Source organism: Paraburkholderia nodosa, assembly GCF_001718195.1.
GTDB lineage: Bacteria > Pseudomonadota > Gammaproteobacteria > Burkholderiales > Burkholderiaceae > Paraburkholderia > Paraburkholderia nodosa_A.
Genome location: NZ_MCNV01000003.1, coordinates 87,070 through 108,066, shown reverse-complemented (window position 1 = coordinate 108,066; position 20,997 = coordinate 87,070). Strand labels below are relative to the sequence as shown.

The 20,997-nt window shown below is 66.3% G+C and carries 17 protein-coding genes and 1 tRNA gene; 11 read left to right on the top strand and 7 right to left on the bottom strand.

What is annotated here, in order from left to right:
• Nucleotides 1-105 precede the first annotated feature (105 nt).
• Together BFD71_RS06725 and sixA are read right to left on the bottom strand one after the other, a co-directional pair.
• Nucleotides 106-924 carry a GNAT family N-acetyltransferase gene (locus BFD71_RS06725; RefSeq protein ID WP_069262530.1) on the bottom strand — a complete coding sequence of 273 codons (819 nt, stop codon included), beginning with the start codon at nucleotides 922-924 and terminating at the stop codon, nucleotides 106-108.
• Nucleotides 925-1,164: 240 nt separating this feature from the next.
• Nucleotides 1,165-1,629 (bottom strand): phosphohistidine phosphatase SixA, encoded by a 465-nt coding sequence (gene sixA / locus BFD71_RS06720; RefSeq protein ID WP_069262529.1) that lies wholly within the window; start codon nucleotides 1,627-1,629, stop codon nucleotides 1,165-1,167.
• 163 nt (nucleotides 1,630-1,792) lie between these two features.
• Between sixA and BFD71_RS06715 the strand changes: the two genes are divergently transcribed.
• From BFD71_RS06715 to BFD71_RS06695, 5 genes are all read left to right on the top strand, one after another.
• Nucleotides 1,793-1,869: transfer RNA gene (locus BFD71_RS06715), tRNA-Pro, on the top strand.
• A gap of 172 nt (nucleotides 1,870-2,041) precedes the next feature.
• Nucleotides 2,042-3,664: an NAD(P)/FAD-dependent oxidoreductase gene (locus BFD71_RS06710; RefSeq protein ID WP_069262528.1), complete on the top strand. Its 1,623-nt coding sequence runs from the start codon at nucleotides 2,042-2,044 to the stop codon at nucleotides 3,662-3,664.
• 271 nt (nucleotides 3,665-3,935) lie between these two features.
• Nucleotides 3,936-4,793, top strand: coding sequence for a translesion DNA synthesis-associated protein ImuA (gene imuA, locus BFD71_RS06705; RefSeq protein WP_083245112.1), 858 nt, complete (start codon nucleotides 3,936-3,938; stop codon nucleotides 4,791-4,793).
• Nucleotides 4,702-6,300 carry a Y-family DNA polymerase gene (locus BFD71_RS06700; RefSeq protein WP_069262527.1) on the top strand — a complete coding sequence of 533 codons (1,599 nt, stop codon included), beginning with the start codon at nucleotides 4,702-4,704 and terminating at the stop codon, nucleotides 6,298-6,300. The genes imuA and BFD71_RS06700 overlap by 92 nt, the downstream gene beginning before the upstream one ends.
• A 34-nt stretch (nucleotides 6,301-6,334) precedes the next feature.
• On the top strand, nucleotides 6,335-9,817 hold the full coding sequence (locus BFD71_RS06695) for an error-prone DNA polymerase (protein WP_069262526.1): 3,483 nt from the start codon (nucleotides 6,335-6,337) through the stop codon (nucleotides 9,815-9,817).
• Between the two features lie 4 nt (nucleotides 9,818-9,821).
• On the opposite strand, the gene BFD71_RS06690 is transcribed toward BFD71_RS06695, so the two are convergent.
• On the bottom strand, nucleotides 9,822-10,748 hold the full coding sequence (locus BFD71_RS06690; protein ID WP_069262525.1) for a dTDP-4-dehydrorhamnose reductase family protein: 927 nt from the start codon (nucleotides 10,746-10,748) through the stop codon (nucleotides 9,822-9,824).
• A gap of 11 nt (nucleotides 10,749-10,759) precedes the next feature.
• The gene (locus BFD71_RS06685; RefSeq protein ID WP_069262524.1) at nucleotides 10,760-10,963 is read right to left on the bottom strand and encodes a heavy-metal-associated domain-containing protein; all 204 of its coding nucleotides are present in this window, start codon (nucleotides 10,961-10,963) and stop codon (nucleotides 10,760-10,762) included.
• A 161-nt stretch (nucleotides 10,964-11,124) separates the two neighbouring features.
• Here BFD71_RS06685 and cueR point away from each other — a divergent pair, with 161 nt between their 5' ends.
• The 3 genes from cueR to BFD71_RS06675 all read left to right on the top strand — a co-directional run bounded on the left by cueR (nucleotide 11,125) and on the right by BFD71_RS06675 (nucleotide 12,569).
• On the top strand, nucleotides 11,125-11,550 hold the full coding sequence (gene cueR / locus BFD71_RS06680; protein WP_069262523.1) for a Cu(I)-responsive transcriptional regulator: 426 nt from the start codon (nucleotides 11,125-11,127) through the stop codon (nucleotides 11,548-11,550).
• A 297-nt stretch (nucleotides 11,551-11,847) separates the two neighbouring features.
• The gene (locus BFD71_RS38955; RefSeq protein WP_083245111.1) at nucleotides 11,848-11,997 is read left to right on the top strand and encodes a DUF3563 family protein; all 150 of its coding nucleotides are present in this window, start codon (nucleotides 11,848-11,850) and stop codon (nucleotides 11,995-11,997) included.
• A gap of 182 nt (nucleotides 11,998-12,179) precedes the next feature.
• Nucleotides 12,180-12,569: a hypothetical protein gene (locus BFD71_RS06675; RefSeq protein ID WP_176732837.1), complete on the top strand. Its 390-nt coding sequence runs from the start codon at nucleotides 12,180-12,182 to the stop codon at nucleotides 12,567-12,569.
• A gap of 29 nt (nucleotides 12,570-12,598) precedes the next feature.
• Here the strand turns inward: BFD71_RS06675 and BFD71_RS06670 are convergent, their stop codons facing one another.
• Entirely contained in the window at nucleotides 12,599-13,444 is an 846-nt protein-coding gene (locus tag BFD71_RS06670; RefSeq protein WP_069262521.1) for a 23S rRNA (adenine(2030)-N(6))-methyltransferase RlmJ, read from the bottom strand.
• A 195-nt stretch (nucleotides 13,445-13,639) separates the two neighbouring features.
• On the bottom strand, nucleotides 13,640-14,611 hold the full coding sequence (locus tag BFD71_RS06665) for a potassium channel beta subunit family protein (protein WP_069262923.1): 972 nt from the start codon (nucleotides 14,609-14,611) through the stop codon (nucleotides 13,640-13,642).
• A gap of 262 nt (nucleotides 14,612-14,873) precedes the next feature.
• Between BFD71_RS06665 and BFD71_RS06660 the strand changes: the two genes are divergently transcribed.
• Entirely contained in the window at nucleotides 14,874-15,677 is an 804-nt protein-coding gene (locus BFD71_RS06660) for a 3-hydroxybutyrate dehydrogenase (protein WP_069262520.1), read from the top strand.
• Between the two features lie 29 nt (nucleotides 15,678-15,706).
• On the top strand, nucleotides 15,707-16,987 hold the full coding sequence (locus BFD71_RS06655; RefSeq protein WP_069262519.1) for a DUF3734 domain-containing protein: 1,281 nt from the start codon (nucleotides 15,707-15,709) through the stop codon (nucleotides 16,985-16,987).
• A 123-nt stretch (nucleotides 16,988-17,110) separates the two neighbouring features.
• Here BFD71_RS06655 and BFD71_RS06650 read toward each other — a convergent pair whose 3' ends face one another.
• Nucleotides 17,111-18,310, bottom strand: a complete 1,200-nt coding sequence (locus BFD71_RS06650; protein ID WP_069262518.1) for an amino acid aminotransferase — start codon at nucleotides 18,308-18,310, stop codon at nucleotides 17,111-17,113.
• A 344-nt stretch (nucleotides 18,311-18,654) separates the two neighbouring features.
• Here BFD71_RS06650 and uvrB point away from each other — a divergent pair, with 344 nt between their 5' ends.
• A complete protein-coding gene (gene uvrB, locus BFD71_RS06645) occupies nucleotides 18,655-20,736 on the top strand; it encodes an excinuclease ABC subunit UvrB (protein WP_069262517.1) in 2,082 nt (693 codons plus the stop codon).
• The last annotated feature ends 261 nt before the right edge of the window (nucleotides 20,737-20,997 follow it).

The following is a 20,997-nucleotide window of genomic DNA, read 5'->3' as shown; positions in this document are numbered from 1 at the left end:
AAGCGCGCTGCGCCTCGTCTGACTGCGCCGATAAAAAAGCCCGGCTCGTTCGTGAGCCGGGTTTTTTTGTTGACTCATCCTGCCCACTGAGGAGCGGATGAGGTTTTAACGCGTGACGGCTTCGCCGAGGAAGTGGCGCGCGTAACGCTCGTTGATTTCCGAGAGGCGGAAGAGCGTGAGGAAGTCGGCGGTGTTGAAGTCGGGGTCCCAGGCGGGCGCGCCACAGATCTTCGCGCCGAGGCGCAGATAGCCCTTGATGAGCGGCGGCGGCACGGCCGGCGTGCCGGTGCGCAGTTCCTCGACGGGCAGCGGCGTGTGCGGGAACGCGCGGTATTCGGGCGCGGTCAGCGCGTTCGCGCCGAGCGCGCAGTACAGGTTCGCCGCGTAGTGGCCACCGTCAGCCATGGCGACGCTCGCGCAGCCGAGCATCGTCTCGTAGCCGTTGTGCTGCATATAGCCGCCGAGACCGCCCCACAGCGACATGATGACCGAGCCGCTGCGGTAGTCGGGATGCACGCACGAGCGGCCCACCTCGACCATTTTCGGGCGCAGATGCGCGAGGCGCGAGACGTCGAATTCGCTTTCGGCATAGAGGCGGCCGATGCGCGCCGCCTGGTGCGGCGGCAGCACGCGATAGGTGCCGACGACCTTGAGCGTGTCGAGGTCGCGCACGAGCAGGTGGTCGCAGTAGGCGTCGAAGGCGTCGACGTCGAGGCCGGCGGGGCCGGTCAGGCGTGCGCCCATCTCTTCGGCGAAAACGCGGTAGCGCAGGCGCTGGGCTTCGCGCAGCTCCTCGTCGGTGCGAGCCCAGGCCACCTGCAGCCGATGCTGCGCGGTGACCGTTTCTTCGGCACGCGGCAAGCGTCGGTTCGACTCGAACAGCGTCGAGGCGAACGGCAGGGTGGGCGTCGGCAGATCTCGCATAGGGCGTCCTGGTCGGAAGTAAGAGAACTTTTCCGGCAATGTAGTAATACGCGGTTACGTTTCCATGAAAACGCAATGACGATTCGATGACGTGGCGTCAGGCAGACGGACGAGGTGGCGCGAAAGGCGGGGGGCGGCGGGCGCGTTTGAAGGGCGCTTGAATCGCGTTTGAACCGCGCTTGAACCGCTGTAGGGGCCGCGCGCAGGCGGCCCGGTGGGCAGACGCAGGCGGGGTCAGGGCTAGACGAGATCGGGCGTGATGGCCGCGTGGAGGACCGCCTGGTCGCCGCCGTCGCGCTCACGGCTCGCAAGCCAGAGCACGCCGGCTTTCTTGACGGCCCAGCTGCGCGAATCGGCGCCGCCCGAGAGCAGCCGCGCCGCGACCTCGCCGAGCGTGGGCTGATGGCCGACCACGACGACCGTGGACGCGAGGCCCTTGGGCCAGCCGACGGCGGTCAGCACCTCCTCGACGCTCGCCTCGGGGGCGAGTTCGCGCACGACGCGATATTGGTCGGTGAGCGCCTCGGCGGTCTGGATGGTGCGTGCGGCGGGGCTGGCGAGGATCACGGCGTCGTCGGGCAGGCGCGCGCGCAGCCAGCGCGCGACGTTCTGCGCCTGCTTGCGCCCGCGTGTGGTGAGCTGGCGGGAGAGGTCGCTGGCGGCGATGTCTTCGGCTTCGGCGTGGCGCCAGAGGATGAGGTGCATGGCGTCTCCTTTTTTGGCGGTATGGGGTGCACGTGCGGCGTGTCCTGTCATGGTGCACGCCAGGCCGGTGTGCGGCAAGCGCGTGATGTGGATCGCTTTTCGTCGCTATGGCTCACTCAGATTTGACGACGTGGCATCAGTGCCGATACAATCGCTGATTCGTCGGAGCGTAGCGCAGCCTGGTAGCGCATCTGATTTGGGATCAGAGGGTCGTAGGTTCGAATCCTATCGCTCCGACCAGCAATACCGAGGGGTTACACGCCATTGGCCTGTAGCCCCTTTTTCTTTTTCTCCCATGTTGGGTCATACGCGCTCGCGTCTCGTCGTACGGCTTGCGTTCCCTTTGAAAAGCCACCGAGCCTATAAAATACGGATCGGCCACAACTCCCGTGGCGATCGCACCCTGGCAGCCATGTTACGTTTATCCGAAGTCAAACTCCCCCTCGACCACGCCGAAAGCGAACTTGAAGCCGCGATTCGGGGACGTCTCGCGGAACTCGGCGTGGGGGCGGATGCGCTCGTGCGTTACACCGTATTCCGCCGTGCGCACGACGCACGCAAGCGCTCGGATATCAAGCTGACCTATATCGTCGACGTCGAAGTCAAGGACGAAGCGGCCGCGCTCAAGCGGATCGCCGGCAAGCCGCATTGCGGGGTGACGCCCGACATGACCTACCGCTTTGTCGCCAAGGCGCCCGAGCACTCGACGCATCCGCGTCCGGTGGTGATCGGCATGGGGCCATGCGGCCTGTTCGCGGGACTGATCCTCGCGCAGATGGGCTTTCGTCCCATCATCCTCGAACGCGGCAAGGCCGTGCGCGAGCGCACCAAGGACACCTTCGGGCTGTGGCGCAAGTCCGTGCTCAACCCCGAATCCAACGTGCAGTTCGGCGAAGGCGGGGCCGGGACGTTTTCCGACGGCAAGCTGTACAGCCAGATCAAGGATCCGCACCACTACGGCCGCAAGGTGCTCGAGGAGTTCGTCAAGGCGGGCGCGCCGGAAGACATCCTGTACTTGAGCCGGCCGCACATCGGCACGTTCCGTCTCGTCAGCATGGTGGAAAAAATGCGCGCCACCATCCACGAGCTGGGCGGTGAAGTGCGCTTCGAAACCCGCGTCGAAGACATCGAGATCGAACAGGGCAAGGTGCGCGCGCTCAAGCTTTCGAACGGCGAGACGCTGCCGTGCGACCACGTCGTGCTGGCCGTCGGCCACAGCGCCCGCGACACGTTCCAGATGCTGCACGATCGCGGCGTGTTCATGGAAGCCAAGCCGTTTTCGCTGGGCTTTCGGATCGAGCATCCGCAGGGGGTGATCGATCGCAGCCGTTTCGGCAAGTTTGCGGGCCACAAGCAACTCGGCGCGGCCGACTACAAGGTGGTGCATCACGCCAACAATGGACGGGCGGTCTATAGCTTCTGCATGTGCCCGGGCGGCACGGTGGTCGCGGCGACCTCCGAACCCGGCCGCGTGGTCACCAATGGCATGAGCCAGTATTCGCGGGCCGAGCGCAACGCGAATGCGGGCATCGTCGTCGGCATCACGCCGGAGGACTATCCGGGCGGTCCGCTCGCGGGCATCGCCTTCCAGCGCAAGTGGGAAGAGCGGGCGTTCGAACTCGGCGGCGGCAATTACCAGGCGCCGGGCCAGCTGGTCGGCGACTTTATCGCCGGTCGTCCGTCGACGTCGCTGGGCTCCGTGGTGCCGTCTTACAAGCCGGGTGTGCACCCGACCGATCTCAGCACCGCGCTGCCCGACTACGTGATCGAAGCCATCCGCGAAGCCCTGCCTCAGATCGACAGGAAGATCGCAGGCTTCGCGATGCACGACGCCGTGCTCACCGGCGTGGAGACGCGCACGTCGTCGCCGCTGCGCATTCGTCGCAAAGACAATTACCAGAGCATGAACGTCGAAGGTCTGTATCCGGCGGGCGAAGGCGCCGGGTATGCCGGTGGTATCTACTCGGCGGCCATCGACGGCATCGAAGTGGCGCAAGCCGTGGCGCTCGATATGACGTCGGCGCAGGCGTCTTGATAGCAACAAGCTCTGCCGCCCTTATCGCACACCGCCCACATCGGGCTGGCGGCGTGTATTAAGCGGCGTTTGCCCCGGACGTCAGCGCGACGTCCGGCGGCGGTCCGGTCGCCGCTCGGCGATTGCAAAGTGACCCACCCCCAATTTCCGCCTCCTCCAATCCCAAAAAATACTGTATAAATATACAGGTGGAGGCGCGCTGCCTCCTGCCTGCGATGCCCCATTTCTTGCCGGGCAGGGCGCAGCGTTCCCATCAACCAGGCCACGAACCATGGCAGCAGCAGCCCAGACCACTGCGCAAACCACCGCGCAACTCGCCGCGCACTTGCCCCCCCGGCTGCAAAGCCGCGTGTGGCAAGGCGATCAGCTCGCGCGCGCCAGCGAGCGCACGGTGCCGAGCGGCCACGCGACGCTCGACGCCCAGCTCCCCGGCGCCGGCTGGCCCTCGGGCAGCCTGACCGAGCTGCTCGTCGAACAGGGCGGCGTGGGCGAGATGCGGCTCGTCGCGCCGGCGCTGCGCGCGCTCACCGCGCAGGCGGGCCGGCACGTGCTGCTCGTCGCGCCGCCGTGGCGCCCATACGCCTGCGCGCTCAAGGCGTGGGGGCTCGCGCTCGATCGCGTGATCTGGGTGCGCGCGGCCGAAGACGAAGCCGCCTGGGTGGCCGAACAGGCGCTCAAGCAGGAAGGCATGGGCGCCGTGCTGCTCTGGCAGGCGAAGGCGCGCGCCGACGCTGTGCGCCGTCTACAGGTCGCCGCCCAGGATTCGCAGGCGCTCGCATTTCTCGTGCGGCCGCTCGCCGCGCGCAACCAGTCGTCGCCGGCGCCGCTGCGCATGACCTGCTCGCCGGTGCCGCCGCCCGACGACGCGAGCCTGAACCGCCGGCAATGGATGCAGTTCGCCGCGCTCTCCGTCGATATTTTCAAGCGCCGCGGGCCGCCGCCCGCCCAGCCACTCGTCATTACATTGCCGCTGCAGGATGCGGTGCTGCCCCAGCCGGACGCAGCTTCCGTCGTCATGCCGTGGCCCGGGGTCAATCATGCTGTGGATCGCCGTCACCTTGCCGTTGTTGCCGCTGGAGGCCGTCAGACCTCTGATGCCGCCGGCGCCGTCAACGCCGCTCCTGCCTGAAAGCGTCGATGCCCATGTCACCAGCGCGCCGCGCTGCTACGCGCTCGCCGACCACACGCGCATCCTGATCGCCGATCTCGACGCGCTGCGCGCAGGCGTCGAGCCCGGCAACACGCGCTCGCATGCGCTCGCGCTCGCGCCGGGGCTCGTGCTGCTCGAAGCCGATCCGGCGCGCGAGACCCGCGCGTTCGAGGCGCTCGCGCTCGCGTTGCTCGCCTATACGCCCAAGGTGTCGTTCGCGCAGTCGCACACGCTGCTGCTCGAAGTCGGCTCGAGCTTGCGTCTGTTCGGCGGCGTGCGTGCGCTGCTCGCCAGGGTCGCGGCGACAGTGGCCGGCTGCGGGCACACCGCGCGCATGGCGTGCGCGCCCACGGCGTGGGGGGCATGGACGCTCGCGCAGGCGCACGTCACGCGTTCGTCGCGCCGCTGGCACGTGCTCAAGGAAACGACGCTCGCGCGCGTGCTCGACTCACTGCCGGTCACGCTTGCGCCGTTCGCCGCGCAGCACGACCACGCGCTCACGCAGATCGGCTGCGCGACGCTCGGCGATTTGCGGCGGTTGCCGCGCGACGGCATCGTGCGGCGTTTCGGCGACGGCGTGCTCGGCTGGCTCGCGCAGGCGCGCGGCGAGGCGCCCGACCCGCGCGTCTGGTTCGCCGCGCCGCCGTCGTTTCACGCGTCGCTCGAATTGCAGGCGCGCGTGGAGAGCGCCGAGGCGCTGCTCTTTGCCGCGCGCCGGCTCGTGATGCAGCTGGCCGGCTGGCTGGCAGCACAGCACGCGGCGTTGAGCGGCTTCGAGCTGCGTCTGGAGCACGAGCTGGCTTCGCGTCACGCGCCGCGCACATCTAGCCTCACGATCGCCTGGGCATCGCCTTCGCGCGACGCCGAGCATCTGCTGTGGCTGCTTCGCGAGCGCCTGAATCAGACTGAGCTTGCCGCGCCCGTGATCGGCCTTGCGCTCGTCGCCTCGCAGGTGAGCGAATACGCGGCGCCCACCGACACGCTCTTTCCGATGGCCGAGGCTGCCGAGGCATCGCTCGGGCAGCTCTTCGAGCGCATCGGCGCGCGGCTTGGCGAGCAGAACGTGCTGCAGCTTTTCGTCGAGGACGATCACCGGCCCGAGTTGGCGATGTCGGCGCGGCCTTACCGCGAGAGCGGCGCGAAGCGTACGCGCAGGCCGCGCAAGGCAGGCAAGCCGCAGCAGGAAGCCGGCGCGAGCGCGCCCGTGCAAAGCGCCTTCGATCTGCCCGAGGTGCCGCTGCCGACCCAGCCGCGTCCCGCGTGGTTGCTCGAAAAGCCGCTCAAGCTTGCGACGCGCGGCGATCGGCCCGTTTATCGCCGGCCGCTGAAGACGCTCACGCGCACCGAGCGCATCGAGTCCGGCTGGTGGGACGGCGAGGGCGTCGGGCGCGACTACTACGTCGCCGCCGACGACCAGGGTCGCATGTTCTGGCTGTATCGCGAGCGCATTGGCGGCCAGTGGTATCTGCAAGGGCTGTTCGGCTAGCGCTTATTCGTCGTTCTTTCGGGTTTCAGGAATCATGTCGATCAGCGGGACGGGCGCGTCGTCGCCTCCACAGTTGCCGCCGCAGTTGGCCGCGCAGCTGCCTGACTACGCCGAGCTGCACTGCCTGACCAATTTCACCTTCCTGCACGGCGCGTCGCGCCCGGGCGAGATGGTCGAGCAGGCGATCCGCCACGGCTACCGCGCGCTCGCGATCACCGACGAATGCTCGTTCGCGGGCGTCGTGCGCGCCTGGAGTGCGCTCAACGAATACGACGAGGCGCGCAAAAAGGCGTATGACGAAGCCGTGCGCGAGGCCCGCGAACGCGGCGGCCATGCCGCTGCCGCGGCGCTGGGCCCGTTCGAGCCGTCGCTGCACCTGCTGATCGGCAGCGAGCTGAATCTCGTCGACGAATATGGCGCCCCGTTCTGCACGATCGTTGCGCTCGCAACGACACGCGAAGGCTACGGCAACCTCTGCGAGCTGATCACGCTGGCTCGCTCGCGGGCGGCAAAGGGCAGCTATCGCGTGCATCCCGCCGATTTCACCGAGCCCGAGCCCGGTTTCGAGCATCTGCAGCACTTGCGCGAGTGCGTGTTGCTGCTCGTGCCGCAACGCGCGGCCACGCTCGCGCAAACGCTGCGCGCCGCGCACTGGCTCGCGGGCTTCGCGGCCGAGCGCGCCTGGCTCGCGCTCGAACTCTGGCAGACCGGCGGCGACGACACGCAGATCGAAGTGCTGCGCCACGTCTCGCAGGAGAGCGGCCTGCCGCTCGTCGCGGCGGGCGGTGTGCTGATGCACGCCCGTTCGCGCAAGCCGTTGCAGGATACGCTGAGCGCGATCCGTATCGGCAAGCCGCTCGCTTCGTGCGGGCGCGCGCTGGAAACGAATGCAGAGCGGCATCTGCGCTCGCGCGTGCGGCTTGGCGCGATTTATCCGCGCGAGGCGCTCGACGCGACGCTCGACGTCGCGCGCCGTTGCACGTTTTCGCTCGGCGAACTGGCCTACGAATATCCCGAGGAACTGGTGCCGCCCGGCGAGACGCCCCAGTCGTGGCTGCGCAAGCTCGTGATGAAGGGCGCACTGGAGCGCTGGCCCGACGGCCTGAACGACAAGCGCCGGGATCAGATCGAGCAGGAGCTCGGGCTCATCGACGAGCTGAAGTACGAGAAGTACTTCCTCACGGTGCACGACATCGTCCGCTTCGCGCGCGATCAGAAGATCCTGTGCCAGGGGCGAGGCTCGGCGGCGAACTCGGTGGTTTGCTACTGCCTGAAGATCACGGAGATCGACCCCGTGCGCATGAACATGCTCGTGGCGCGTTTTCTCTCCCGCGCGCGCAACGAGCCGCCCGATATCGACGTCGACTTCGAGCATCAGCGCCGAGAAGAGGTCATTCAGTACATCTACCGCAAGTACGGCACGCGCCGCGCCGCGCTGGCCGCGACGCTCATCACCTATCGCTCGCGCAGCGCGTTGCGCGATGTCGGCAAGGCGCTCGGCCTCGACAATGCGCTCGTCGAAAAGCTCTCGGGCGCGCATCAGTGGTGGGACGGCCCCGATTCGATCGCGCGCCATCTGGAGGAAGCGGGCTTTTCGCCCGATTCGCACGTGACGCAGCAGCTCATCCGCCTCACACGCGAGCTGCGCGGTTTTCCGCGCCATCTTTCGCAGCACGTGGGCGGTTTCGTGATCGCGCGCGACAAGCTCTCGCGCCTCGTGCCGATCGAAAACGCGGCGATGAAGGACCGCTACGTGATCGAGTGGGACAAGGACGATATCGACGCGCTGCGGCTGTTGAAAGTGGACGTGCTCGCGCTCGGCATGCTCTCGGCGATCCGGCGCTCGCTCGAATTCGTGGCGCTCAGGCGCGGGTTGCCCGAGATGCGCGTGCAGGACATTCCGGTCGAGGACCCGGCGGTGTACCGCATGTGCGCCAGGGCCGATACGGTCGGCGTGTTCCAGATCGAGTCGCGCGCGCAGCAGAGCATGTTGCCGCGTTTGCGGCCGCGCACGTACTACGACCTCGTGATCCAGGTGGCGATCGTGCGACCGGGGCCGATTCAGGGCGACATGGTGCATCCGTACCTCAAGCGCCGGCACGGCGACGAGCCAGTGGAATATGCGAAGGAAGAATTGCGCCCGGTGCTCGAACGTACGCTCGGCGTGCCGATCTTCCAGGAGCAGGTGATGCATCTCGCGATGGTCGCCGCGGACTACACCGGCGAGGAAGCCGACAAGCTGCGCCGCGCAATGGCCGCATGGCGGCGCGATGGAGATCTGCGGCCGTATCAGGCCGATCTCACGAAGCGCATGCTCAAGAAGGGCTACTCGCCGGAATTCGCCGAGCGCATCTGCAAGCAGATCGAGGGTTTCGGCGACTACGGCTTTCCGGAAAGCCATGCGGCGAGTTTCGCGCTGCTCGTCTACACGAGTTCGTGGCTCAAGCGTTACGAGCCCGCCGCATTTCTGGCAGGACTGCTGAATAGTCAGCCGCTCGGTTTCTATTCGCCTTCTCAGCTCGTGCAGGATGCGAAGCGTCACGGCGTGCCGGTGCGCGCGCCCGATATCGCGTTGAGCGACTGGGCGTCGGTGCTGGAGCGGCGCGACGCACCCGGCGAGCGGCTCGATGGCGAGGCGGTTCGCGCACGCAACGCCGAGGGGCTGCGTTATCGCGCGCTGCTGGGTGCGGCCGTGCTGACGCGCAGGGGCACGCTCAAGCGCGGCGGCCGGCGGCACAGGTTCATGGACGGCCTCAAGCGCGTCGTGCACTTGCGCATTGCGCTTGCGCCGCAGCGCTATGGACGCGGCGGGCCGGCCGTGCGCCTCGGCTTCAGTCTCATCAAGGGCTTTTCCGAAGATGCCGCGCGGCGGGTGATGCAAGCGCGCGAGCGCGCGCCGTTCGCCGACGTCGACGATCTCGCGCGCCGCGCGGCGCTCACGCGACGCGAGCTGGAGGCGCTGGCGGCGTCGAACGCGCTCGAGAGCATCGCGGGCCACCGGCGCGAGGCATGGTGGGCCGTGACCGCGCAGCACGCGGTGCCTGCGCTTTTGCGCGACGCGCCCGTTGCCGAGGCGCCGCTCGCGCTGCCGCGCGCTTCTGAAGGTGCGGAAATCGTCGCCGATTACGCGAGCCTGCGTCTCACGCTCAATCGCCATCCGCTCGAACTGCTGCGCCACGGCCTCGCGAAGCAGCGTTTTCGCACGGCGGAGCAACTGGCGCACTGCCGGCACGGCATGCTCGCGCGCGTGTGCGGGATCGTGACGGTGCGGCAGCGGCCGGGCACGGCAAACGGCACGATCTTCGTATCGCTCGAGGACGAGACCGGCAGCGTCAACGTGATCGTGCACGCGTCGCTCGTCGAGTTGCAGCGCAAGGAACTGCTAGGGTCTTCGCTGCTGGCGGTGGCGGGCGTGGTGCAGCGCGAGGGCGAGGTCGTGCACCTCGTGGCGCACCGGCTGGAAGACCACAGCCGGCTGCTCGGGCGGCTCGCCACAGAGAGCCGCAATTTTCACTGAATTTTCACTGGCGAGCGGCCGGCGCGCCGTCTCTCATGAAAGCGTCGAGCACGGCGCGAATCGCCACGTCGAACGGCGTGCGGCGGCCCATCCCCAGCGTTTCGAGGCGGCTCGAATCGAGATGACAGTCGCGCGGGCGCGGCGTGGCGTCGGTGGGCGTGGGCTGTGCGAGCAGACGCGCCTCTACGCCAAGCGCCTGCGCGATCCGTTGGGCGATGTCGTACTTCGTCATCGGCTCGTCGCCGGACCACTGCGCGACCCCGCGCACCGCGTTGCCGTCTGCGCAGCGCAGCAACAGTTCGCGGATCACGAACGCCACGTCGGGCGTGAAAGTGGGGTAGCGCGTGGCCCACGCGTCCATCGGCGCCGCCTGCGCCCCGGTCTCTCCCGAAGCGACGATGGCCGGCACGAGGCTCGTGACGGCGGATTCGTGCCAGCCGACGATCGGCCCGTACAGCAACGGCAGGCGCAGCACGAGGGCGTTGTCGCTGGTTTCGAGCAAGGCCCGTTCGCCTTCGAGCTTGCTGTGGCCGTAGGCGTTGAGCGGATTCGGCGTGTCGTCGACGCGGTAGGGCGGCTCGGTGCCGTCGAAGACGTAGTCGGTGGAGATCGAGAGCACCCACGCGCCGCGCTGCCGCGCCGCCGCGGCGACGCTGCGCACCGCATCGACATTGAGCGCGCGCGCCGCTGCCGGATCGTGCTCGCACACGTCGGGGCGGCGCTCGGCAGCGGCCAGCACGATCGCGTCGGGCGCCTCGCGCTCGACGAACGCGTTCACGGCCTGCGTATCGCGCACATCGAGCACAGTCTGTTGCGGACCGCCGTGACGGAACGCGGTCGGCACGACTTGCCAGGCGGTATCGGCGGCGAGTTCGCGCACCACGGCGCGCCCAAGCAGGCCAGACGCGCCGATCACGGCAACCTTGAACATGGCCCGGACCGTCAGCTGGCCGTACCGACGACGGTGTAGCCGGCTTCGTCGATCGCCGTTTTCAGGACTTCGGCGCTCTGGCTCGATTCGACCTTCACGCGGCCGGCGGCCAGATCGATCTCGACCCGGGCTTGCGCGTCGTGTTCGTGGATCGCGCGCGTGACGGCGCCTACGCAGTGCTGGCAGCTCATGCCTTCGACGTTGAACTGAATCATCGTGTGTTCCTTTTTCAGAGATTGAGGCTTGTCCTACTCGATATGAGGCCGTCGGCGGATTATGCCAGCGGGGACTGGATGCCGCGCTGGACCTTCCCATCGTGGGAAGGTGTACGATCAGTGCATTGATCAAACGATCGACCAGACAGCGGGAGAACGGCGTGAACATCGGTGAAGCGGCGCGCGAATCGGGCGTTACGGCAAAAATGATCCGGTACTACGAAAGTGTCGGGCTGCTCGCGCCCAAAGGGCGTACGGAGTCCGGCTACCGCGTCTATGGCGCGGAGGAAGTGCATTCGCTGCGCTTCATCCGCCAGGCGCGCCGGCTCGGCTTTCTGGTAGAGGACATCCGGCGCCTGCTGGCGCTCTGGCACGACCGCTCCCGCGCGAGCTCCGAGGTCAAATCGATCGCGCTCGAACATGTCGCGGAACTCGACCAGCGCATCGCCGAACTCTCCCAGATGCGCGACACGCTCGCCCACCTGGCCTCGCACTGCCAGGGCAACGACCGGCCCGACTGCCCGATCATCGAACGGCTTGCCGACGCCGCGACTACAGAGTGCCACGAGCCCGGCCACGTGCACTGAGCGCAGGTGCAACCGCGGCGGGCAAATTGACGCAACCACATGGGCTGTTTGCACCGTATTGGTGCGATGTAACGTGGTTGCCGTCAAGTCTCCGCGAATTCGCTGGAAAATGTGTCGATAGAACATGATGTTGCCGATTCGCACTTAGGGGTCATTCCAAAATGGAATGCACAGTATTCGGGCAATTCACTGGCAAAGTTCGGTGCAACCGTTACAATACGGGTTATCCCTGATGAGGGTTATCCCTGATGCAAATTCACCGGGGATCGCCGAACCGAATCCTTGGAGCACACCGTCATGTTTGCATTCCTTCTTGAAAAGCTGAGCAACTGGTTTGAAACTGCCGAACGTCGTCGCCGCGAAGCGTATCTCGCCTCGTCGGCCGATATCGTCCAGCTCGAGCAGCGCCTTCGTTCGATCGAAACGAACGGCTACAACTCGCTGTAAGCCAGCTTTGACCGGGCTCAGTCCGGTTGAAGCAGCACGATCTCAAGCCCCGCATTGGCGGGGCTTTGTCGTTTCTGCACCGCCGATGGAACCGAGTCTGAGCCTTCCCACCGGGGTAAGGTAAAGTCTTTTTGCGACAAGCCGTCATAGCAATGGTGTCGCTTTCTCTCCGGGGGCCGTTCATGGTGCTAGACCGCATTTCCCACCGCATGCCTGTGTTGCCGCGCCGCGCGTTGCGTCGTTTTTCTGTTGCGCGTGCGGGCCTGATCGTCGTCGTGATGGCGTGCGCCAGCGTCGGCGCGCATGCCGGGCAGCCGCTCATTCTGGATACACAAAGAGGGATCAGCGACGGCCAACCGGGGCTGGTGCTGCAAAACGCGCCGCTCTCGCACGAGCCGATGGTTCAGGCGACGCAACCGGCGGGTCTCGCGCCGGATTCTTCGCAGCCGTATGTCGTCGCGCCGTATGTGGAAGTGCAGCAGGGCGGCGGGAGGCCGACACCGCCGCGGCCGCCGCGCCCCCCTCATCGCCCAAACCCGCCGCTTCCCCAGCCGCTACCGTCCGGGCAGTGACGCCGTTCAGGCGGGGTTGAGTCCGTGGCTTAGTCGCCGCGCGACTCGATCCTGAATTGCGCGCCGGCGTCCTGGCCGAGATTTTTCACGAGCCACGGGAGCGCCTCTTTCATCGCCGCTTCGAGCGTGTACGGCGGGTTCAGGATGAACATGCCGCTGCCGTAGAGGCCGAAGCCGTCTTCTGGCGGGTTGCTCACCGAAAGCGTGAGGTGCAGCCAGTTCTTGTTCTGCAGGCGCTTGAGTTGCTCCGGGAAGCGCTGCGATTCGGGACGGGTGACCTGCGGATACCAGACCGCATAGGTGCCGTTCGCGAAGCGTTTGAGACTTTCCTCGACGCACGTCAGCGTGCGCGCGTAGTCGCGCTTGTCCTCGAAAGACGGGTCGATCAGCACGAGCGCCCGGCGCGGCGGCGGGGGCAGGAGTGCCTTGATGCCGTCGAAGCCGTCGCCCGCGTAGATCATCACGCGGCGGCCTGCGTCGTGGAAGCGGTGGCGCAGCACGTCGATTTCCGTGCTGTGCAATTCGAACAGCCGCATGCGGTCCTGCTCGCGCATGAGGCGCCATGCGAGATAGGGCGAGCCGGGATAGAAGCGCAACTCACCGTCGGGGTTCAGCGCCGCCACTTCGTCGACGTAGTCCGAGAGCGCCGCAGGCAGGTCGTTGCGGCCCCACAGCTTGCCGACGCCCGTGTCGAACTCGGCGTTCTTCGTCGCGTAGCCTTCGCGCAATGCATAGGCGCCGGCGCCCGCGTGAGTGTCGATGTACCAGTACGCCTTGTCCTTCTTGCCGAGGTAATGCAGCAGTTGCACGACAACGGCGTGTTTCAGGACATCGGCATGATTGCCGGCGTGGAAGGCGTGACGGTAGCTCAGCATGATGGACGGGACACGAGGTCCGGTGAATACGGGGGAGACGGCAGCGGCGGCGCGATGACTGCGCCGCCCGCGAGGCCGCGTATTGTACGCCACCGCAAGACGCGGCCCGCGGTACGCCGTCCGTCCGGCTATGCCCGCGCGCGAATCCGCCCCGCGGTGTCGGGTGCGCCGCGCCTCGCGGGTACGCGCTCCACGTCAGTCGTAAGCGTCGCCGACGATCGCCTCGATCTGCGCCTTGACGTCCGGCGTGATCTTTTCCGCCACGTCGCGCGCCTTCATGTTTTCGCCGATCTGCTCGATGCGCGAGGCCCCGGTGATGACCGTGCTCACGTGCGGATTCTTCAGGATCCACGCGAGCGCCAGTTGCCCCACCGAGCAGTCGAGTTGTTTCGCGAACTCGGCGAGCTTGCCGACGATCTCGTTCTTGTCGGGGTCGGTGACGTTCTTGCGCAGCCAGTCGTAGCCCTGCAGTTCCGCGCGGCTGCCCGTCGGCACGCCGCCGCGGTACTTGCCGGTGAGCAGACCCGAGGCGAGCGGGCTCCACGTGGTGAGGCCGAGGCCGATGTCTTCGTAGAGCCGGCGGTATTCGTCTTCCACGCGCGTGCGGTGAAACAGGTTGTATTGCGGCTGCTCCATGACCGGCTTGTGCAGGTGATGGCGCTCCGCGATCTCCCACGCGGCGCGGATTTCGTCGGCGCTCCACTCCGAGGTGCCCCAGTAGAGCGCCTTGCCGCGCGTGATCATGTCGCTCATTGCCCAGACGGTTTCCTCGACCGGCGTGTTCGGGTCGGGGCGGTGGCAGAACACGAGATCGACGTACTCGAGCTGCAGCCGCTCGAGCGAGCCGTCGATGGCGTTCATGAGGTACTTGCGGTTGAGCGTGTGGTACTGGTTGGGCGCTTCGTTCAAGCCCCAGTAGAACTTGGTCGAGACCACATAGCTCACGCGCGGCCACGCGAGTTCCTTGAGCGCCTGGCCCATGAGCGCTTCCGACTTGCCGCCGGCGTAGGCCTCGGCGTTGTCGAAGAAGTTGATGCCGGCGTCGCGCGCCGCCGCGAGCGATTCGCGCGCGAGCCTGGCGTCGACCTGGTTGCCGTAGGTGACCCACGAGCCGATGGACAGTTCGCTTACCTGCAGGCCTGAGCGGCCCAGTCGCCGATAGTTCATGAACGCCTCCTTGTGAGCCGATAAAGCTAGCACGACTTGGCCGTCGCTGCTGAACGGCTTGCGCCGTGCGCGCCGCGCCTTGCAGTGCGGCGAAAATCTCTTTTGCCTGTCCTGCTCGATGCTTCGACGAGGCGCCTTCATGCACAATAGCCTCGTTGGCCGCGACGCAACATCCGGCCGGATGGCATAAGCCATTCGTCAGGTTTGACGGCGCGCGCTCCGAGGTTTCATCCTGTCCCGTTCACTCACCTGGAGGTGCCCGATGTCGTCTCTCTCTCTGAACACGAAACTCGATGGCAAGGTCGCCGTCGTTACCGGCGCGGCCAGCGGCATTGGCAAGCAGATCGCGCTCACGCTCTCGCAGGCGGGCGCCGCGGTCGCCATCGCCGACCTGAACCAGAGCGGCGCGGATGCCGTGGCCGAAGAGATCAAGGGCGCAGGCGGCAAGGCCATCGGCGTCGCCATGGACGTCACGAGTGAAGAGGCCGTGAATCAGGGCATCGACCGCGTCGCGGCCGAACTCGGCCCGGTTGACATCCTCATCTCGAACGCCGGCATCCAGATCGTGAACCCGATCGAAAACTACGCGTTCTCCGACTGGAAGAAGATGCAGGCCATCCACGTGGACGGCGCGTTCCTCACCACCAAGGCGGTGCTCAAGCACATGTACAAGGACGACCGCGGCGGCGTCGTGATCTACATGGGTTCGGTGCACTCGCACGAAGCGTCGCCGCTCAAGTCGGCCTATGTCGCGGCCAAGCACGCGCTGCTCGGCCTCGCGCGCGTGCTCGCCAAGGAAGGCGGCAAGCACAACGTGCGCTCGCATGTGGTGTGTCCGGGCTTCGTGCGCACGCCGCTCGTGGAAAAGCAGATTCCGGAGCAGGCGAAGGAACTCGGCATCTCGGAGGAAGAAGTGGTCAAGCGCGTGATGCTCGGCGGCACGGTGGACGGCATCTTCACGACCGTCGAAGACGTCGCGCAGACCGTGCTGTTCCTCTCGGCGTTCCCGAGCGCTGCGTTTACCGGCCAGTCTTTCGTGGTGAGCCACGGCTGGTTCATGCAATAACGCAGGCATCGGGCCGAGGAGGCGCGGCAATGGCGCAACGCAAGAAGGGGCAGGTCCAGTCGAGCGCAGTCGACGACGAGGTCGGCGCGCATACCGGCGCGCGTGTCGGGAACGCACCGCAGGGGAACGCACCGCAGCCGCATGTTTCGAACTGCGGCGCGCAAGCGAAAGAATGGGAAACCATCGCGCTCACGCTGCAAGGGGGCGGTGCGCTCGGCGCGTATCAGGCCGGCGTGTACGAAGGGCTCGTCGAGGCCGGCATCGCGCCGAACTGGATCGCGGGTATCTCGATCGGCGCGCTCAATACCGCCGTGATCGCGGGCAATGCGCCCGAACATCGCGTGGCGCGGCTGCGCGAGTTCTGGGAGACGATCTGCCAGCCCGCCTTCAGCTTCCCGCTGCCGCCCTTCGTCGAGCATGCGCTCTTCAATGCAAACGCCGCCGTGCGCAAGACCTTCACGGCGATGCAGGCGGCAGGCGCGATCGTGGAGGGGCAGAAGGGCTTTTTCGTGCCGCGCTTCCCGCCGCCGCTGCCCAACGGATCGGGTTCGCCCGAAACGGCCAGCTACTACGACACGAAGCCGCTCAAGGCCACGCTGGAACGCTTGTGCGATTTCGAGCGCATCAACTCGGGCGAAACGCGCGTGTCAGTGGGCGCGGTCAACGTGGGCAGCGGCAACTTCGTCTACTTCGACAACAAGACCACGACCTTGCGTCCCGAGCATTTCATCGCCTCGGGCGCGCTGCCGCCGGGCTTCGCGGCGGTGGAGATCGACGGCGAGTACTACTGGGACGGCGGCCTGATGTCGAACACGCCGCTCTATGAGGTGATCCAGACTACGCCGCGGCGCGACACGCTCGCGTTCCAGGTCGATCTCTGGAGCGCGCGCGGGCCGGTGCCCGACAACCTCATCGACGTGCAGGGGCGCGTGAAGGACATTCAGTATTCGAGCCGCACGCGCCTCGTGACCGATATCCTGCAGCGCTCGCAGCGTTACCGGCATGTGTTGCGCGAGGTTCTCGACCGCGTCGCGCCCGAGCATCGCAATGACCCGTGGGTCGCGCTGGCGGACGAGCTTTCGTGCTCGAAGAAGTACAACGTGATCCACCTCATCTACAGGCAGAAGGAATACGAGGGGCACTTCAAGGACTACCAGTTCGGCCTCTCGACCATGCACGAGCACTGGGCTAGCGGCTTGCAGGATATCCGCGCCTCGCTCGCGCAGCCGGACTGGCTCGACAAGCCGGACAACGACTCGGGCTTCGTCACGCACGATATCCATCGCGATTCGCGAGGCCACGGCGGCTGATACTTGCCGGCGGGTTTTCCGCAGTCTTCACCAAAGAAAAAGGCGTCCGTTCGAAAGAACGGACGCCTTTTTTATCGCGCCGGCTAGCCGCTGCGCAGCGGCCTGTCTTGCTGGCGAACGCGCTTACTTCAGCACTTGTGCGACTGCGCTCGCCACGACGTCGAGATTGCGCGTGTTCAGCGCGGCCACGCAGATGCGGCCCGTGCTCACGGCATAGATGCCGAACTCTTCGCGCAGGCGGTCGACTTGGGCAGCGGTCAGGCCCGAGTACGAGAACATGCCGCGCTGCACGTTGATGAAGTTGAAGTCGCGGTCCACGCCGGCGGCCGTGAGGCGCTCGACGAGGCCCGTGCGCATCGCGCGGATGCGGTTGCGCATTTCGCCGAGTTCCGCTTCCCACATGGCGCGCAGGTCGGCCGAGCCGAGCACGGCTGCGACCACCGAGCCGCCGTGCGTCGGCGGGTTCGAGTAGTTCGTGCGGATCACGCGCTTGAGTTGCGAGAGCACGCGCGCCGACTCTTCCTTGCTGGTGGTGAGGATCGACAGCGCGCCCACGCGCTCGCCGTACAGCGAGAACGACTTCGAGAACGACGACGAGACGAACACGTTGAGTTCCGAAGCGGCAAAGAGGCGCACGACTTCGCCGTCTTCCGCGATGCCGTCGCCGAAGCCTTGATAGGCGATGTCGAGGAACGGCACGAGGCCTCGGGCCTTCACGACCTCGATGACCTGCTTCCATTGGTCGATCGTGAGGTCCACGCCGGTCGGGTTGTGGCAGCACGCGTGCAGCACGACGACGGTGCCGGCGGCGTAGCCGTTCAGCGCGCTCAGCATGCCTTCGAAGTTCACGCCGTTGGTCAGCGCGTCGTAGTACGGATACGCGACGACTTCAAAACCCGCGCTTTCGAAGAGGGCGCGGTGGTTTTCCCAGCTCGGGTCGCTGATCGCGACCTTGGCGCTCGGGTTCACGCGCTTGAGGAAGTCCGCGCCGATCTTGAGTGCGCCCGTGCCGCCCAGCGCCTGCGCCGTGACGACGCGGCCCGCGGCGATCAGCGGCGAGTCGTCGCCGAGCAGCAGCTTTTGCACCGCGGCGTCGTAGGCGCCGAGGCCTTCGATCGGCAGATAGCCGCGCGGCAGACCGGCTTCCACGCGGGCCTTTTCTGCTTCGCGCACCGCGCGCAGCAGCGGAATCTTGCCTTCCTCGTTGGTGTACACGCCCACGCCGAGATTCACCTTGGTCGCGCGCGCATCGGCGTTATAGGCTTCGTTCAGACCCAGGATCGGGTCGCGGGGGGCGAGTTCGACAGCGGAAAAGAGGGACATGATCGTTCGGCTAGAGTGAAGGAAGATCGGTTGGGCCGCATGCTGCACCGGCCACGGAACTCGCTATTGTAACGAATCCTCAAGCGGGATTTCCGCGGATTTGCCATTCTCCGCGCCGTTTTGAGGGCTATTTCCGGTACGATTGGGCGATTTCTGCGGTGTCGTTGCGCAGCGTTCGCCGGCCGCCGATCGTCGTCTGGGCGCGTAGCCCTTGCAGAGCCGGCCGCCGCACCCATCTAGCATCCAGACCCCCCAAGGTTCAGTCAGACCCACCCAGGCTCGCCCCTCGGCAAGAGGCGGCGAGACGCTAGAATAGTTGTTTGCTCCGCGCACAGGATGCCCTCATGTCCGACCACACCGTCGCCGACGCGCCCGCGCTCGACGAGTCGAAATTCGTCCACTACGAAGGCTCGCCGTTCCAGCTCTACCAGCCGTACCCGCCGGCCGGCGACCAGCCTACGGCCATCGAAACGCTCGTGGAAGGCGTGGAAGACGGCCTCTCGTTCCAGACGCTGCTCGGCGTGACGGGCTCGGGCAAGACCTACACGATGGCGAACACCATCGCGCGCCTCGGCCGCCCGGCCATCGTGTTCGCGCCGAACAAGACGCTCGCCGCGCAGCTCTACGCCGAATTCCGCGAGTTCTTTCCGCGCAACGCCGTCGAGTACTTTGTCTCGTACTACGACTACTACCAGCCGGAAGCCTATGTGCCGCAGCGCGATCTCTTCATCGAGAAGGATTCGTCGATCAACGAGCACATCGAGCAGATGCGGCTTTCGGCCACCAAGAGCCTCATGGAGCGGCGCGACGTGGTGATCGTCGCGACGGTTTCGGCGATCTACGGTATCGGCAATCCGTCCGAATACCACCAGATGATTCTCACGCTGCGCCACGGCGACAAGCTCGGCCAGCGCGACGTCATCGCACGCCTGATCGCCATGCAATACACGCGCAACGAGCAGGACTTCCAGCGCGGCACCTTCCGCGTGCGCGGCGATACCATCGACATCTTCCCGGCGGAGCACGCCGAAATGGCCGTGCGCGTGGAGCTGTTCGACGACGAAGTGGAAACGCTGCAGCTCTTCGATCCGCTCACGGGCCGCGTGCGCCAGAAGATTCCGCGCTTTACGGTGTACCCGTCGTCGCACTACGTCACGCCGCGCGAGACCGTGCTGCGCGCCGTCGAAACCATCAAGTCGGAACTGCGCGAGCGCCTCGAGTTCTTCCACACGGAAGGCAAGCTCGTGGAGGCGCAGCGCCTCGAGCAGCGCACGCGCTTCGATCTGGAAATGCTTCAGGAGCTGGGCTTCTGCAAGGGCATCGAGAACTACTCGCGGCACTTTTCGGGCGCGCTGCCCGGCGAGCCGCCGCCTACGCTCGTCGATTACCTGCCGACCGACGCCATGATGTTTCTCGACGAGTCGCACGTGCTGATCGGCCAGTTCAACGGTATGTACAACGGCGACCGCGCGCGCAAGGAGAATCTCGTCGATTACGGCTTCCGGCTGCCTTCGGCGCTCGATAACCGGCCGCTCAAGTTCAACGAGTTCGAGCGCAAGATGCGCCAGGTGGTATTCGTCTCGGCCACGCCGGCCGACTACGAGAAGAAAGTGACGGGGCAGATCGCCGAGCAGGTCGTGCGGCCCACGGGCCTCGTCGACCCGGTGATCGAAGTGCGGCCCGCATCGACGCAGGTCGACGACGTGCTCGGCGAGATCAACGAGCGCGTGGCCGCGGGTGAGCGCGTGCTGGTGACCACGCTCACCAAGCGCATGGCCGAGCAGCTCACGGAGTTCCTCGCCGACCACGGCGTAAAGGTGCGCTATCTGCACAGCGACATCGACACGGTCGAGCGCGTGGAGATCATCCGCGACCTGCGTCTGGGCACGTTCGACGTGCTCGTGGGCATCAACCTGCTGCGCGAGGGCCTCGACATTCCCGAGGTCTCGCTCGTGGCGATTCTCGACGCCGACAAGGAAGGCTTCCTGCGCGCCGAGCGCTCGCTCATCCAGACGATCGGCCGGGCCGCGCGTAACGTGAACGGCAAGGCGATCCTCTACGGCGACCGCATCACGGATTCGATGCGCCGTGCCATCGACGAAACCGAGCGCCGCCGCGCCAAGCAGATGCACTTCAACGAAGAGCACGGCATCGTGCCGCGCGGCGTCGTGAAGCGCATCAAGGACATCATCGACGGCGTCTACAACGTCGATGAAGCCCGCGCCGAACTGCGCGAGGAGCAGGAGCGCGCGAAGTTCGAGGACATGTCCGAGAAGCAGATCGCGAAGGAAATCAAGAAGCTCGAAAAGCAGATGATGGACTACGCGAAGAACCTCGAATTCGAGAAGGCCGCACAGACGCGCGACCAGCTTGCCGTGCTGCGCCGGCGCGTGTTCGGGGCGAACGTGGGCGATCATCCGATCTGATGGGCGTCGAGCGGGCTATCCCCTCGGCCGGGCAGGGCGGCAGGGACGCCGCCCTGCGCCTGTCTCGCCCCCAGTATTCCTTCGATTGCCTTTCGTGTATTCCCGGCCCGGGAACCCCGCTGTAAGGCGCCCTAAGCCTGTGTTAACCAGGCGCTGCTAAAACCCTGTTCCACTGAGGCTTTTCCTGGCGCCGAATTTGTCCCTCATCTGCATCGGTGTTAAACTTCGCCATTATTGAGAATTGTTCGCATTAACTTTCTT